Annotated in this window: 13 protein-coding genes; all 13 read left to right on the top strand. The window is 66.6% G+C overall.

Features of this window, described 5'->3' with window-relative positions; all coding sequences use genetic code 11:
- Nucleotides 1–165 precede the first annotated feature (165 nt).
- Nucleotides 166–948 (top strand): GntR family transcriptional regulator, encoded by a 783-nt coding sequence (locus ABC383_RS26700; protein ID WP_413018860.1) that lies wholly within the window; start codon nucleotides 166–168, stop codon nucleotides 946–948.
- Nucleotides 949–1,035: 87 nt separating this feature from the next.
- Nucleotides 1,036–2,013 carry a tripartite tricarboxylate transporter substrate binding protein gene (locus ABC383_RS26695; protein WP_413018858.1) on the top strand — a complete coding sequence of 326 codons (978 nt, stop codon included), beginning with the start codon at nucleotides 1,036–1,038 and terminating at the stop codon, nucleotides 2,011–2,013.
- A 5-nt stretch (nucleotides 2,014–2,018) separates the two neighbouring features.
- The gene (locus tag ABC383_RS26690; RefSeq protein ID WP_413018857.1) at nucleotides 2,019–3,305 is read left to right on the top strand and encodes a 3-isopropylmalate dehydratase large subunit; all 1,287 of its coding nucleotides are present in this window, start codon (nucleotides 2,019–2,021) and stop codon (nucleotides 3,303–3,305) included.
- A complete protein-coding gene (locus tag ABC383_RS26685; RefSeq protein ID WP_413018855.1) occupies nucleotides 3,302–3,811 on the top strand; it encodes a LeuD/DmdB family oxidoreductase small subunit in 510 nt (169 codons plus the stop codon). The genes ABC383_RS26690 and ABC383_RS26685 overlap by 4 nt, the downstream gene beginning before the upstream one ends.
- Nucleotides 3,808–4,665 (top strand): isocitrate lyase/PEP mutase family protein, encoded by an 858-nt coding sequence (locus ABC383_RS26680; protein ID WP_413018853.1) that lies wholly within the window; start codon nucleotides 3,808–3,810, stop codon nucleotides 4,663–4,665. The genes ABC383_RS26685 and ABC383_RS26680 overlap by 4 nt, the downstream gene beginning before the upstream one ends.
- An 844-nt stretch (nucleotides 4,666–5,509) precedes the next feature.
- On the top strand, nucleotides 5,510–5,812 hold the full coding sequence (locus ABC383_RS26675) for a DUF4148 domain-containing protein (protein WP_413018851.1): 303 nt from the start codon (nucleotides 5,510–5,512) through the stop codon (nucleotides 5,810–5,812).
- 195 nt (nucleotides 5,813–6,007) lie between these two features.
- Nucleotides 6,008–6,187 (top strand): hypothetical protein, encoded by a 180-nt coding sequence (locus tag ABC383_RS26670; protein ID WP_413018850.1) that lies wholly within the window; start codon nucleotides 6,008–6,010, stop codon nucleotides 6,185–6,187.
- Nucleotides 6,188–6,631: 444 nt separating this feature from the next.
- Nucleotides 6,632–7,897, top strand: a complete 1,266-nt coding sequence (locus tag ABC383_RS26665) for a TolC family protein (protein ID WP_413018848.1) — start codon at nucleotides 6,632–6,634, stop codon at nucleotides 7,895–7,897.
- Between the two features lie 5 nt (nucleotides 7,898–7,902).
- Nucleotides 7,903–9,105: an efflux RND transporter periplasmic adaptor subunit gene (locus ABC383_RS26660; RefSeq protein ID WP_413018846.1), complete on the top strand. Its 1,203-nt coding sequence runs from the start codon at nucleotides 7,903–7,905 to the stop codon at nucleotides 9,103–9,105.
- Nucleotides 9,106–9,112: 7 nt separating this feature from the next.
- Nucleotides 9,113–12,235, top strand: coding sequence for an efflux RND transporter permease subunit (locus tag ABC383_RS26655; RefSeq protein WP_413018844.1), 3,123 nt, complete (start codon nucleotides 9,113–9,115; stop codon nucleotides 12,233–12,235).
- Between the two features lie 105 nt (nucleotides 12,236–12,340).
- Nucleotides 12,341–13,000 (top strand): response regulator, encoded by a 660-nt coding sequence (locus tag ABC383_RS26650; RefSeq protein ID WP_413018842.1) that lies wholly within the window; start codon nucleotides 12,341–12,343, stop codon nucleotides 12,998–13,000.
- Entirely contained in the window at nucleotides 12,997–14,349 is a 1,353-nt protein-coding gene (locus ABC383_RS26645; RefSeq protein ID WP_413018841.1) for an ATP-binding protein, read from the top strand. Before ABC383_RS26650 ends, ABC383_RS26645 begins: the two co-directional genes overlap by 4 nt.
- 207 nt (nucleotides 14,350–14,556) lie before the next feature.
- Nucleotides 14,557–15,432 carry a helix-turn-helix domain-containing protein gene (locus ABC383_RS26640; protein WP_413018839.1) on the top strand — a complete coding sequence of 292 codons (876 nt, stop codon included), beginning with the start codon at nucleotides 14,557–14,559 and terminating at the stop codon, nucleotides 15,430–15,432.
- Nucleotides 15,433–15,436: the final 4 nt, after the last annotated feature.

Below are 15,436 nucleotides of genomic sequence, written 5' to 3'. Positions count from 1 at the left end.
GACGCCGCTTCCGGCTGTATCCGTCTCTTGTTAAACAACCCCGATTGACGCCTGAATCACGCCTGCGAGCCGGCATCGGGGCAAATGTCTCATCAAATGTCCTATTGACAGGACAATAGGTCAAGACTAGCATCCCCGCATTCAAGCCACTCAGCCTCTCTTCCCATGCACGCGGTTCCCGGTTCGGTTGTGCCCCTGTACCACCAGATCTACCTGGTCCTGCGCGACCGCTGCGTGGCCGATTGCGACGCCACCCTGCCATTGCCCGGCGAACTCGATCTGGCCCGGCAATACAAGGTGTCGCGCATCACCATGCGCAAGGCGCTGGACCAGCTGGTGCAGGAGGGCCTGGTAACCCGCCGGCGCGGCGCGGGCACCTTCGTCAACCCGGCGGTTGCAAGGCAGGCGCAGGAGCAGCGGCGCTCCGCCGGCCTGCTGGAAAACATCATCAGCTCGGCGCTGGACACCTCAGTGCGCGTGATCTCTCTGGAACGCGCCGTGCCGCCGCAGGAGATCGCCGCCGAACTCGGGCTGGCCGCCGGCGAAGCCGCGGTCAGGACGGTGCGGGTGCGCAGCATCGACAAGGGGCCGGTGTCGCATATCACGACCTACGTGCCGACGGCGTTCGGCGGGCGCCTGCATGCCGAGGCCCTGAGCGCGCGGCCGATGCTGACGCTGCTGGAGGAGCAGGGCGTGAAGGTGGGCCACGCGCGCCAGACGATCACGGCGCGGCTGGCCGATACCGATATCGCCGCGCTGCTGGACGTGCCGGTCGGTGCGCCATTGCTGGCGGTCAGGCGCCTGGTGCTGGACGTGGAAGGCCGGCCGGTGCAATGGCTGCAGGGCCTCTACCGGCCCGACCGCTACGAATACCGGATGGACCTCTGGCGCGGCGGCGACGAGGAAGCGCGCGTCTGGGTGCAGAAGGACGAGGCGGCGCGGCCCTGAGCAAAGGCGCCGCGTGCGACACGGGAGCAGCCAGGCCGGCACAGACCGGGCGGCAATCATCATGAACCGAACATCAAGGAGACACAGATGCACACCATTCCAACCCGCATCGGCCGCGTCGCGGCGACCCTGGCGGCCGCGCTTGGCCTGACCGCCGCGCCCGCACTGGCCCAGGACAATTCCCGGCCGATCAAGATCGTCGTCGGCGCGCCGGCCGGCGGCACCACCGACACCCTCGCTCGCGCCGTTGGCCGCGGCATGGAAGTCAGCCTGAAGCGCCCGGTCATCGTCGAAAACCGCGGCGGCGCCGGCGGCAACATCGCCGCCGAGGCGGTCGCCAGGAGCGCGCCCAACGGCGAGACCATCCTGATGAGCTTCACCAGCCACACCATCAATGCCTCGCTGTACCCGAAGCTGCCGTTCGACCCGGTCAAGGATTTCACGCCGATCACCATGGTCGCCACCGTGCCCAGCGTGCTGATCGCGAACCAGAACCTGCCGGCCAACACGCTGGCCGAACTGCTCGATTATGCGAAGAAGAACCCGGGCGCGCTCAATTTCGCCATTGGCGGCAGCGGCTCCTCGCTGCACCTGGCGGGCGAACAGCTGAAGATGATGACCGGCGTCAATATCGTCAATGTCGCCTACAAGGGCACCAACCCGGCCATCACCGACGTGCTGGCCGGCCATGTCGAACTGATGTTCGCCAGTGCGCTCAATGTGCTGCCGCATGTCCAGAGCGGCAAGATCAAGCTGCTGGGCGTGACCAGCGCCGCCCCGATGCCGCAGTTCCCCAACGTGCCGCCGATCGGCAAGACGGTAAAGGGCTTCGAGTCCAATGCCTGGTTTGGCCTGTTCGGCCCGGCGAAAATGCCGGCCGAGGTGACGCAGCGTCTGTACGAAGCCGCGAAGAAGGCGATCGAGGACCCGTCCTTCGTGAAGAAGCTGGAAACCGACGGCGGCACCCCGAGCGCGATGCCGCCGCAGCAGTTCAGCGAGTTCGTCGCGCGCGACGTACAGCACTGGGCCAAGGTCGTGAAGTTTTCCGGCGCCGTGGCGGAGTAACGCCGATGAAGACGCTTGCGCAGAAAATCATCGCGCGCGCCGCCGGCAGGGAGTCGGTGCAGCCGGGCGAGATCGTGACCTGCAGGGTGGACCTGGCGATGTCGCATGACTCCTCCGGCCCGCGCCGCGTGGCGCCCATGCTCGATGCCCTGGGCGCGAAGGTATGGGATCCAGAACGCTACGTGATCGTCACCGACCATTACGTGCCGGCCGAGGATCCCGACTCGCAGCAGATCCTGCGCTTCACCCGCGACTGGGTGCGGCAGCAGGGCCTGCGCCACTTCCATGACGAACAGGGCATCTGCCACGTGGTGCTGCCGGAGCGCGGGCATGTCCGGCCCGGCATGCTGATCGTCGGCGGCGACAGCCACTCCAGCACCGGCGGCGCCTTCGGCGCCTACATGTTCGGCATAGGCGCGACCGAAATGCTGGGCGTGCTGGTGACCGGCGAGATCTGGCTCAAGGTGCCCGGCACCATCCTGATCGAATGGACGGGACGCTTTCCCGACGGCGTCTCGGCGAAGGACGCAATGCTGTTCCTGTGCGGCAGGCTGGGCATGGATGGCGGCCAGTACCAGGCGGTCGAATTCGCCGGCGAGGCGGTTGCCGCGCTGGAGATGCAGGAGCGGATGACGCTGGCCAACATGGCCGCGGAGCTGGGCGCGCAGGCCGGGCTGGTGGCGCCGGATGCGACCACGCGCGGCTGGCTGCAGGCCGCCGGCGCATTGGGCCAGCCGGATGCCGTGACCGACCTCGCCGACTGGCGTACCGACCCCGGCGCGCCGCTGCTGGCGCGCCATGCATTCGACGCATCCACGCTGGCGCCCCAGGTGGCCGCGCCGCATAGCCCGGCCAATGCCGGGCCGGTGGACGGCGCCGCGGGCCAGGAGATCGACACCGCCTATATCGGCGCCTGCACCGGCGCCAAGCTGGCCGACCTGCGCATGGCCGCCCGCGTCCTGCGCGGCCGCCAGGTGGCGGCGGGCAAGCGGCTGCTGGTGGCGCCCGCCTCGCTGCGCGACCAGCAGGCGGCGCAGTTGGAAGGAACGCTGCAGGCGTTGGCCGATGCCGGCGCGCAGATCCTGCCGATCGGCTGCGGCGCCTGCGCCGGCTACGGCCAGTTCCGCTTTGCCGACAACGAGCGCGTGATTTCCTCGACCGCCCGCAACTTTCGGGGCCGCATGGGCGCCGACAGCAGCCGGGTGTGGCTGGCCTCGCCCTATACGGTGGCGGCGTCGGCGGTGGCGGGCCGCATCGCGGACCCGCGGCCATTGCTGGAGGAAAGCCGATGAGCGCGCGCGTCTGGAAATTTGGCGATGGCGTCGATACCGACGTGATGGCGCCCGGCCAGTACATGAAGCTGCCGATCGCGCAGCTTGCCGCGCATTGCCTGGAAGCGGTGCGGCCGGACTTCGCCGGCGGCGTGCGCGAGGGCGACATCCTGGTCGCCGGGCGCAATTTCGGCATCGGCTCCTCGCGCGAGCAGGCGCCGCAGGCGCTCAGGGCGCTCGGCATCCGCGCGGTGGTGGCACAGTCCTTCGGCGGCATCTTTTACCGCAATGCACTGAACCTGGGGCTGATGGCGCTGGTATGCCCCGATACCGGCGGCATACCCGACGGCGCGACGATCGAGGTCGACCCGGTGGCGGGCCGCATCCTGCTGCCGCAGCAGGGCCTGGCGCTGGCGTGCGAGCCGATTCCCGGCTTTTTGATGGCGATGGTGGAAGACGGCGGCCTGCTGCCGCATCTGAAGAAACGCCTGGCGAACCAGCAGAAACACGAGGAGGAGACGAAATGACCCTGAAACAACGGCTGCAACAGCAGCAGATCCTGATCGCGCCCGGCGTCTATGACGCCTTCTCGGCGCTGATGGCCGAGCGCGCCGGCTTCGAGGCGCTATACCTGTCCGGCGCCAGCATTGCCTACACCCGGCTGGGCGCGCCCGACATCGGCCTGGTCAGCTTCGCCGAAGTCTGCGACACCATGGCCGCGATCCGCGAGCGCACCGCGCTGCCGGTGATCATCGATGCCGATACCGGCTTCGGCAATGCCTTGAACGTGCAGCGCACCGTGAAGCGCTTCGAGCGCGCCGGCGCGTCGGCGATCCAGCTGGAGGACCAGACCAGTCCGAAACGCTGCGGCCACCTGGATGGCAAGCAACTGATCGGCGCTGGCGAAATGGCTGGCAAGATCCGGGCGGCGCTGGATGCGCGGGCGTCGGACCAGACCCTGATCATTGCCCGCACCGACGCCGTGGCGGTCGACGGTTTCGACGCGGCGCTGGACCGCGCCGAGACCTATCTCGAGGCCGGCGCCGACGTGCTGTTCATCGAAGCCGTGCGCGACGTGGCGCAGATGCGCATCGTCACCGAGCGCTTCGGCGCCAGGGTGCCGCTGCTGGCCAATATGGTCGAGGGCGGCAAGACGCCGCTGAAGGGTGCCCGGGAACTGCAGGAGATCGGCTACCGGCTGGCGATTTTTCCGGGCGGCACGGTAAGGGCGGTGGCGCATGCGCTTGATGCCTACTTCAGGCAGTTGCATGACGCTGGCAGCAACCAGGGCAATGCGGGGAGGATGCTGGACTTTGATGCGCTTAACGGGGTGCTGGGGACGGCGGGAATACTAGAAGGGGCGCGGCGGTATCAGGGATAGGGCGGCGGCCCTCGCTGTCTTGAATTAAATTGCTCTAAGCGAAACGTGCCCGCCTATAGCGTAGGGCAGAATACCCCGAAGGGGCATTCCGCCGCCTCATCCAGACGGCAAAGTGGTCGAATGGGGTGACCTAGCGAGCCACCGTTGCTCTTGCTGGGTTTTTAAATTAAGGCTGACTGCTGCTTCGCAGTTACGTCTTTACCCTGGTGACCCAATGCGCATGTCCTCCCATCATGACCAGGCCGGGAGTTCGCCCCGGCGGGCGACCTCCTTTTTTGCTTCGCCAAAAAAGGAGGCAAAAAAGGCGACCCCGGTGATCGCGCCCCGCTGACGCGGGGTCCCCGCACCGCCGACACCTGAAGCGGGGCGCGGCTAAACTCGCTCCGCTTCGCTCCACTCAGACAGACGCCGCACCTTTTCCCGCTTCAGGCATCGACGGCACGGCGCGCTCAACGGGGAATTAAAAGCAACTGCAACTGCAACGGCAAGGGCAACGGCAACGGCAACGGCAACGGTAACGGCAACGGCGGAAGCCGTGCTTCCCTGCATTGTTCAGGCAGTTGGTACGGGCGGGAGCCGGACGCAGTCCTCCACACAGCGCGGAACGCATCCTGGCCCGGGGCGAATCTGCCTCCCAGGCCAGCTAACTCAGATTTATTCCTAAAAACGAAATAGTTTATTGTTTTCAGTGTTGTTTATTCCAGGCGGAAGGGTGAGTACACTGTGTCCATCGATGAACGCACTAGCAAGTGCGGATCACCGAAGCAGGACCCGACGGGCAGACCCGCTTCATGAATGCCTTGACCGCCGTGCCCGCTTCCTCAACCTTTATTTGGAGAACACCATGAACGTCAAGAACCTCATCGCCGCAGTTGCCGTCTTCGCCGCCGCCGGTTCGGCCTTTGCCCAGCAGACCGAATTCGTCGCTCCGGACGCCGGCTTCCAGTCCCGCCTGACCCGCGCCGAAGTGCGCCAGGACCTGGCCCAGGCCGCCTCGGAAGGCGCGTTCGTCCAGCGCCAGCATGACGGCCAGGACACGGTCTACGCCGCCAGCAGCCGCAGCCGCCAGGACGTGCGCGCCGAAGCCATCCAGGCCGCTTCCAACCGCCACTACGGCGATGTGAACGACACCTACTTCGGCGGCTAAGCAATAGCCAGTCCGCTCTGAAGCAGCACCCGGCCGCGCCCTGCAGGACGGCCGGACCGAAACAGCAGCAAACAACAAAAGCCGGCGCACGCACGCCGGCTTTTGCTTTATCTGAGGCACCCTGCATTGCGCAGCGAACGTCGTGTCAACTGCGCTGCCTAACACAGGCGATGAAGCGCAAACAAGGAGCTTGCGATGGACACAGGGTCAGGAGTGGTGCGAGGTGTGATCATCGTGCTGGCGGCGATCGGCGCGCTCGCCGTGCTGGGCAGCTTTGGCATGCTCCTCATGCACGGCGCCATGATGGGCGGCCTGCCGTTTCAGGGCGCGTTCTCCTCAATGCTGGCGGCGTGCAGGGGCATGATGGGCGGCTGACTGCAAGGCCGACTGCGCCATGCCTGCAGCCGGCTGCCATTCGTCAACCTTTGCCGCAAGCCAGCGTCGGCACCTCTCACTACGTCACCCACGAAACATGACGTGCACTTGCAGGGCAATTGGTCTTTTTCCAGATGAAAGAGTGTCCGGAAAGGCTGCCTTCGCGGTGAATGCGGCATGCCACCGTCCTTTCGGCTCCAGGTGATTGCCCCTGTACGTGCCATCATCCAACGCGGCCTCAATCCCGCCACAACCGCTTTTCCAGCCGCCCGCACGCCCGGCCAGAGATCGCTGCGGGCATTTCTACAGACGCTCTAAGTTCCCCCTAAGTTTTCATCATTACCATGCGCAGCGTCGGGAGCGCGCCCGGTGGCAGGTAGCCGCGGCGCATCGATCCCTTTCTTGCAAAGCTGCATAGCCAGCGCATACGGAGTGCCAACAACAATGTCAGGCAATGACCAACCCCTGGCCGCGCGGCGCGCGGCCGCTTCCCTGTTGCGGCTGACGCTGTGCGTCGGCGCGCTGCTTTGCCTTGCCGCGCCGCTCCAGGCGCAGGAAAAATATTCGCTGTCACAGCTGGTGGGACTGGCGCAGGAGCAGCATCCGCGGCTGCGTGCCGCCGTCGAAGGCGTCAACGGCGCGGCCGCGGCCATCGACACCGCCCGCGCTTATCCCAATCCGGAACTCGAGTGGTCCAATGGCTCGCAGCGCGCCCGGGTGCCGACCGCGATCGCCGGCAACACCCATGGCCTGACGCTGGCGCAGCGGCTGGACTTGCCGGGCCAGCGCAATGCCCGCATCAATGCCGCCACCGCCGGGTTGAGCGCGGAGCAGGCGCAGCTGCGCGTGTCGCGCCAGGAACTGGTGCGCATGGTCAAGCTGCGCTACTACGATGTGCTGAGGCGCGAGTCCGAGCTGGAGGCCGCGGAGCAGGACCTGAGAACCTCGGAACAGGTGCGGGAACGGGTCTCGGTGCGGGTTTCCACCGGCGAGGCGCCGCGCTACGACATCATCCGCGCCGATGCCGAGCTGCTCAATGCGCAGAAGCAGGCGCAGAGCGCGCGGCTGCGGGTGGAACAGGCCAAGGCAGCGCTGCGCAACAGCGTGGGCAATGTGCTGCCGCCGAACTTCGGGGTCAATGCCGAGATCGAGCCCCTGCCCGAACTGCCGCCGCTGGCCACCCTTGAATCCCAGGTGCTGGAGCGCAATGCCGGCCTGGCGCGGGCACGCGCGCTGACCCTGCGCGGACGCGAGCAGCTCGGGCTGGAGCGCTCGCTGCGCACGCCGGCCGTGACGCTGCGCGCCGGCTATGACGAAGACCCGGAAGTGCGCAGCACCCGCTTCGGCGTCACGGTCACCATTCCGCTGTGGGACCGCCGGCGCGGCCCGGTGGCGGAAGCCTCGGCCCAGTTGTCACGATTGCAGTTCGAGCAGGAGCAGGCCGAGTTCGACCTGCGCCAGCAGCTCTCCAACGCCTACCAGCAATACCAGATCGGCACCAACCAGGTCAGCGCCCTGGAGTCCGGCATCATCCGCCAGGCCGAGGCCGCGCTGCGGGTGGCGGAGGCGGCCTATCGCTTCGGCGAGCGCGGCATCCTCGACTACCTCGATGCGCAGCGGGTCTACCGCGGCGCCCGCAACGAGCTGATCGCCGCGCGCTTCGAGCGCCGCGCCGCGCTGATCGACATTCAAACCCTGAATCAGGAATAACGACAATGAACGCTTTCCCATTCCCGATAGCACGCGGCAGGGCCGGCCTGCGCGCCGCCGCGCTGCTGCTGCCGCTGGCCCTGCTTGCCGCATGCGGCGATTCAAAGGACGCGGGCACGGCAAAGGCCGCCGCGACCAAGGACGCCCAGCCGCAGCGCAAGGACCCGACCCTGGTCACGGCCAGCGCCGAGATGCAGCGCGAGCTGGTGGTCAAGCAGGTCGCGACCGCGCCGATCAGCCACACCGAGCGCATCGCCGGCCATGTCGATTTCAATCAATACCGGATGGCGCGGATAGGCGCCAACGTGACCGGCCGCGTGACGCAACTGAACGTGACGCGCGGCGAAACCGTGAAGGCCGGCGACCTGCTGGCCCAGCTCAACAGCACCGAGCTCGGCACCTCGCAGCTCGCCTACCTGAGCGCCGATGCCCGCGCCAGGCTGAACCAGCGCAATGTCGAGCGCGCCAGGCAACTGCTGGCGGCGGACGTGATCGGCTCGGCCGAGCTGCAGAAGCGGGAAAGCGAACTGGCCATTGCCGAGGCGGAGAAGCGCGCCGCCGCCGAGCAGCTGCGGGTGCAGGGCATGAGCGCCGGCGCCATTCGCGCGCTGGGCAAGAGCGGCACCATCAATTCGACATCGCAGATCATCGCCACCGCGCCCGGCGTGGTGGTGGAGCACAAGGTCGCGCTGGGCCAGGTGACCCAGCCGGCCGACATGCTGTTTACCATCGCCGACCTGTCGCGGGTCTGGGTGGTGGCCGAGGTGCCGGAACAGCAGATCAATGGCATCAAGGTCGGGCAGAGCGTGCACATCGAAGTGCCCGCGCTGGGCGACCAGCGCCTGGAAGGCAAGCTGGTGTATGTGGGCGCCACCGTTGACGCCGAACGGCGCACCGTCACCGTGCGCACCGAGATCGACAACCCCGAACGCATGCTCAAGCCGGCGATGCTGGCCACCATGCTGATCGCCAGCCGCCCGGTGGACAAGCTGGCCGTGCCGGCCGGCGCGGTGGTGCGCGAGGACGACGAGGACCATGTGCTGAAGGACGAGGGCAACGGCCGCTTCCGCATGGTGAAGGTCAAGCTGGGGCCGGAATTCGCCGGCCTGCGCCCGGTGGAAAGCGGGCTCAAGGCGGAAGACCGGGTCGTGGTCGAAGGCGCCTTCCATCTCAACAACGAACGCAAGCGCATGCTGCTGAGCGAGTGACCACACCATGATCCAATCCCTTATCAGAGGCGCTTTGAACCAGCGCCTGGTCGTGGTCGTCCTGGCGTTCGTGCTGATGGCCTTTGGCCTCAATGCGGCCAGAAAACTCTCGGTCGACGCTTTTCCCGACGTGACCAACGTGCAGGTGCAGATCGCCACCGAAGCGCCGGGCCGCTCGCCCGAGGAAGTCGAACGGCTGGTGACGGCGCCGATCGAGATTTCCATGACCGGCCTGCCGGCGATGACCGAGATCCGCTCGCTGAACAAGGCCGGGCTGTCGCTGATCACGCTGGTGTTTACCGACCAGACCGATGTCTATTTCGCGCGCCAGCTGGTGATGGAGCGCCTGATCGAGATCGGCCAGCGGCTGCCGCAGAATGTCACGCCCATACTGGGGCCGGTGTCCACCGGCCTGGGCGAGGTGTATCAATACACGCTGGAGCGCGCCGACGATGGCGACCGCACGCTGTCGGTGGAGGAGCTGACCCGCCGCCGCAATACCCAGGACTGGGTGGTGCGGCCGCTGTTGCGCTCGATACCGGGCGTGGCCGAGATCAATTCCCAGGGCGGCTATGTAAAGCAGTACCAGGTATTGGTAAACCCGGACCGGCTGCGCCACTACGGCATCACGCTGCAGGAAGTCTACCGTTCGCTGGCGCTGAACAATGCCAACTCGGGCGGCGGCGTGCTGCCGCAGTTCGCGGAGCAGTACCTGATCCGCGGCCTGGGCCTGATCAGCGACACTGAAGATATCCGCAATATCGTGCTCAAGGAAAGCGGCGGCGTGCCGGTGATGATACGCAACGTGGCCGACGTGCAGATCGGCCACGACGTGCGGGTTGGCGCGCTGGTGAAGAACGGCGTCACCGAGTCGGTGGGCGGCGTGGTGATGATGCTGCGCGGCGGCAATGCCAAGGAAGTCGTGTCGCGCATCCAGGAACGGGTGGCGGAAATCAATGACAAGGGCATGCTGCCCGAGGACCTGCGCATCGTCTCCTATTACGACCGCTCCGAGCTGGTCGATTCGGCGCTGCAGACTGTCATCAAGGTGCTGATCGAGGGCGTGATCCTGGTGGTGGTGGTGCTGTTCCTGTTCCTGGGCGACGTGCGTTCGTCGCTGGCGGTGGTGGCCACGCTGGTGCTGACGCCGCTATTGACCTTCATCGTGATGAATCATTTCGGCCTGTCGGCCAACCTGATGTCGCTGGGCGGCATGGCCATTGCGATCGGCCTGATGGTGGACGGCCCGGCGGTGGTGGTGGAAAACGCCCACGTCCACCTGGCGCGGCCGGCGGGCCAGCAGAGCCGGCTGCAGCGCATCCTCCCCGCGGTGATGGAAGTGGCCACGCCGGTGATCTTCGGCATCAGCATCATCATCCTGGTGTTCCTGCCGCTGATGACGCTGTCGGGCATGGAAGGCAAGATGTTCGCGCCGCTGGCCTACACCATTGCGATCGCGCTGTTCATCTCGCTGCTGCTGTCGCTGACCCTCACGCCGGTGCTGTCGTCCTACCTCTTGAAGGTCGAGCCAGGCCAGGGCGAGCATGATACCCGCCTCATCTCGGCGATGAAGAAGCCTTATCTGCCGCTGCTGCGGGCGGCGCTGAATTCGCCGAAGAAGACCTTCATCGGCGCGCTGGTGGTGTTCCTGGGCTCGCTGGCGGTGGTACCGCTGCTGGGCACGGCCTTCATCCCGGAAATGAAGGAAGGATCTGTCGTGCCGGGCATTAACCGCGTGCCCAACATCTCGCTGGAAGAATCGATCCGGATGGAGCAGAAGGCAATGGCGCTGGTGATGACGGTGCCGGGCGTGAAGTCGGCGGTGTCTTCGGTCGGCCGCGGCGAATCGCCGGCCGATCCGCAGGGCCAGAACGAGTCCACGCCCATCGTCAGCTTGAAGCCGCGCGACGAATGGCCGGACGGCTGGAACCAGGACGACATCGCCGAGGAGATCCGCAAGAAGCTGCTGCAGCTGCCGGGCGTGCAGATCGTGATGGCACAGCCGATCTCGGACCGGGTCGATGAAATGGTGACCGGCGTGCGTTCCGACGTGGCCGTGAAGGTGTTCGGCGAGGACATCGACATGCTCAAGAGGAAGGCCGACGAGATCGCCCGCGTGGCGCGCGGCGTGGCCGGCGCCTACGACCTGCGGGTGGAACAGGTGGCGGGCCAGCAGTATCTGTCGGTGGACATCAACCGCCAGGCGATTGCGCGGCTGGGCATCAACGTGGCCGACGTGCACGACGTGATCGAGACGGCCATTGGCGGCAAGGTCGCCACCGAAGTGTATGAAGGTACCCGGCGCTACAACGCGGTGGTGCGCCTGCCGGAATCGTTCCGCAACAATGTCGCGGCGATCCGCTCGCAGCTCATCACCACCGCCGACGGCGCGGCGGTGCGGCTGGAAAACGTGGCCAACATCACCGTGCATGACGGCCCGGCCCAGATCTCGCGCGAGGCGGCGCAGCGCCGCATCGTGGTGGGCGTGAACGTGAAGGACCGCGACCTCGGCGGCTTCGTGACCGAACTGCGCGCGGCGGTGGAGAAGCAGGTGGCGCTGCCGGAAGGCTACCGGCTGGAGTGGGGCGGCCAGTTCCAGAACATGGAGCGGGCGCTGGGCCATTTGTCCATCATCGTTCCGGTGACGATCGCCGCCATCTTCTTCCTGCTGTTCCTGCTGTTCGGCTCGCTGAAGCTGGCCACGCTGATCATTATGGTGCTGCCGTTTGCCTCGATTGGCGGCATTTTCGGGCTGTTCATCGCCGGCGAGTACCTGTCGGTGCCGGCCTCGGTGGGCTTCATCGCGCTGTGGGGCATTGCGGTGCTCAACGGCGTGGTGCTGGTGTCGTATATCCGCAGCCTGCGCCAGGCCGGCACGCCGCTGCGGGAAGCATCCCAGCTCGGCGCGACCTCGCGCTTTAGGCCGGTGATGATGACGGCCACGGTGGCGATGCTGGGCCTGGTGCCTTTCCTGTTCTCGACCGGCCCGGGCTCGGAAGTGCAGCGGCCGCTGGCCATCGTGGTGATCGGCGGGCTGGTGACATCGACGCTGCTGACGCTGGTGGTGGTGCCGGCCCTGTACCAGTGGTTCGACGACACCGGCAACCACAAGGGCGACGACGGCGTCTGAGGACGGGCGTAGGCCGGCGCCGGCAGCCATGGTAAGGTCGGCGCCATGGATCGCCGCGCCGGCCCGGCGCACAGGGAGCAGGACGGCACGAGAAGCGGGGGAGCAATGAAGATACTCTTGGTGGAAGACGACGAAATGATCGGCGAGAGCATCCAGATCGCGCTGGAAGGCGAGAATCTGTCGGTCGACTGGGTCAAGGACGGCATGCAGGCCGAGGCCGCGCTGGCGACCCGGCCGTATGACGCGATGCTGCTCGACCTCGGCCTGCCTTACCGCGACGGCGTCGACATCCTGCGCAAGCTGCGGGCCGAGGGGAATGCGATGCCGGTGCTGGTGCTGACCGCGCGCGACACCGTGGCCGAGAAGGTGCATGGCCTGCGCAGCGGCGCCGACGACTACCTGGTCAAGCCGTTCGACCTTGATGAGCTGATCGCCAGGCTGGAAGCGCTGATGCGCCGGGTGCGCGGCGGCTTCGAGCGTGTCTACCGCAACGGCGACGTGGTGGTGCACATCGACACCCGGGAGGTGCAGCTGGCGGGCCGGCAGGTGATGCTGTCGGCGCGCGAATGGGAAATTCTGGAAGCGCTGGTGTTGCGACCGGGCGCGATCCTGTCGCGCGAGCAGCTGGAGAAACGGCTCTACGGCTGGTCGGGCGAGGTCGAGAGCAATGCGATCGAGGTCTATATCCACGGCCTGCGCAAGAAGCTGGGCCAGCAGATCGTGATCAATGTGCGCGGCCTGGGCTACATGGTTGGCAAGACATGATGCGTTCGCTGCGGGTGCGCCTGCTGCTGCTGCTGGGCGCGGAAATCATCGTGGCGGCCGTGATCCAGTTCGCCACGTCCTACGGCGCCGCCCGCCACGAGGCCAACAAGCTGTTCGACTACCACATGCAGCAGATGGCCTCGGCGCTGCAGGACAGCGACTTTCAGGAATGGGACTGGTACCGGCATGGCGTGGGCAATGACGATGCCTACGACTTCGCGATCCAGGTCTGGGACGAGAACGGCAACAAGCGCTACCAGTCGTCGGTGGCGCACTTTCCGCCGAAGCAGGAAGCGCCGGGCTTTTCCACCATGGCGCTGGCCGATGGCGACTGGCGGGTATATGCGCTGATGGCGCATGGCCGGACCATACAGGTGGCGCAGAACATGGAGGTGCGGCGCGACCGGGCGACCAGCCTGGCGTTGAAGACGCTGTCGCCGACGATACCGACCTCGCTGCTGCTGCTGCTGGCGACCTGGGGCGTGGTCAGCACCGCGCTGTCGCCGCTCAAGCGCATTGGCGAGGACCTCACCAACCGCGACGTGGGTTCGCTGGCGCCGGTCTCGGAGCGCGGGGTGCCCACGGAAGTGTCGGGCCTGACCTCGGAACTCAACTCGCTGCTGACGCGGCTGTCGCATGCGCTGGAATCGCAGCAGCGCTTCGTGGCCGACGCCGCGCACGAGCTGCGCTCGCCGCTGACTGCCCTGCGGCTGCAGGTGCAGACGCTGATGCGCGCCAAGGACGAGGAAACCCGGATGCAGGGCGTGCAGCGGCTGCTGGGCGGCATCGACCGCGCCTCGCGGCTGGTCGAGCAGCTGCTCAACCTGGCGCGCCAGGACCCGCCGCTGCAGAGCGGGGTGGTCAAGCGGGTCGATATCCCGGCCGGCCTGGAACTGGCGACAGGCGACGCCGCGCGTTTTGCGCTGGTGAAGAATGTGGAGATCCAGTACGAGGGCGTGCGCGACATGGAAGTGGTGGGCGATGCCGAAGGCTGGCAGATCATGCTGCGCAACCTGCTCGACAATGCGGTGCGCTACACCCCCGAAAACGGCACGGTGCGGGTGACGCTGCAGGCCGAGGGAAACATGGGTGTGGTCACCATCGAGGACAGCGGCCCTGGCATTGGCGAGCAGGACAGGCAGCGGGTATTCGACCGCTTCTACCGCGTTCCTGGCTCGCCCCCCGGCGGCAGCGGCCTGGGCCTGGCCATCGTCAAGGCTATTGCCGACCGTCACGGTGCATCGGTGACACTGGACAGGTCCGATCTTGGGGGGCTGATGGTGCGGATTCGGTTTGCGTTGTATGACGGGAGCAGGGCTAATGGGGGTTCGGGGCAGCAGGCCGGGTGAGGCGGGGGCAGGTTGCTTCTGCGGTCGCGGCTGCTTTGGCGGTTGCGATGCCTTTGCCGTCGCCTTTGAAGTGGCCGTTGCCGTTGCCGTAAAGTCGCGTTGAGCGCGCCGTGACGGCGATGCCTGGAGGGGGGAAGGTGCGGCGTCTGTTTGAGCGCGGCACATCACCCGTGCGGGCCGCGCCAATTTCGGGCATGATCCGCCACCATGCGCAACATCGATACTTTGCCCAACTTCCCGGTGTCGAGCTTCAATGCCGATACCGATACCTTCCTGTTCGACCTGGTCCGGCTCGATGGCCGCGATGACGTGCCGCGGCCTTTCCTGCACCGGCATGGCTACTACCACCTGCTGTGGATTTCCGATGCGCGCGGGCAGCACCTGCTGGATTTCGAGACCCTGGAAGTCAGGCCGCATTCGGTGTTCTTCATCGCACCCGGCCAGATGCACGCCTGGAAGTCCGACATCGCCCCCGCCGGCTATGTGCTCAACTTCAGCGCCGAATTCTTCCTGCAGATCTATCCGCGCCCGGAAGACATACCCTTCTTCCATGTCGCCAATGCCCATCCCGCCCTTTACCTGACGGCGCAGCAACATCGCGAACTGCTGCCGCTGCTGGAATCCATCGCGCAGGAATTCGACGGCAACGCGGCATGGCGCACCGACGCCATCCGCGCCCTGACCCTGATGCTGCTGACGCGCCTGCGCCGTCTCCAGCCAGAACGCGCCGCGCCCGAGACCGCGCCCCGGCATGTCGTCCTGGCCAGGCGCTTCAAGCTGCTGGTCGAGCAGCACTGCCTGCAGGCGATGCCGGTGCGCGATTACGCCGCGGCGCTGCGGGTCACCGAGCGCCGCCTGAACGAGGCAATCAGGCAGGCCACGGGCAAGACGGCGTCGGCGCTGATCCAGGAACGGATACTGCTGGAAGCAAAGCGGCTGCTGACCCAGTCCGAACTCGGCGTGTCCGAAGTGTGCTACCGGCTCAACTTCGACGACCCGGCCTACTTCTCGCGCTTTTTCAAAAAGCATACGGCGTCCAGCCCGCTCGAATTCAAGAAGCGCTACGCCGGGCCGGTGTTCTGACGGA

Origin of the sequence: Noviherbaspirillum phoenicis, from assembly GCF_047237965.1 — a bacterium.
GTDB lineage: Bacteria > Pseudomonadota > Gammaproteobacteria > Burkholderiales > Burkholderiaceae_D > Noviherbaspirillum_A.
Note: the sequence above shows the minus strand (reverse complement) of the source record. Positions and strands in the feature narration are given on the sequence as shown.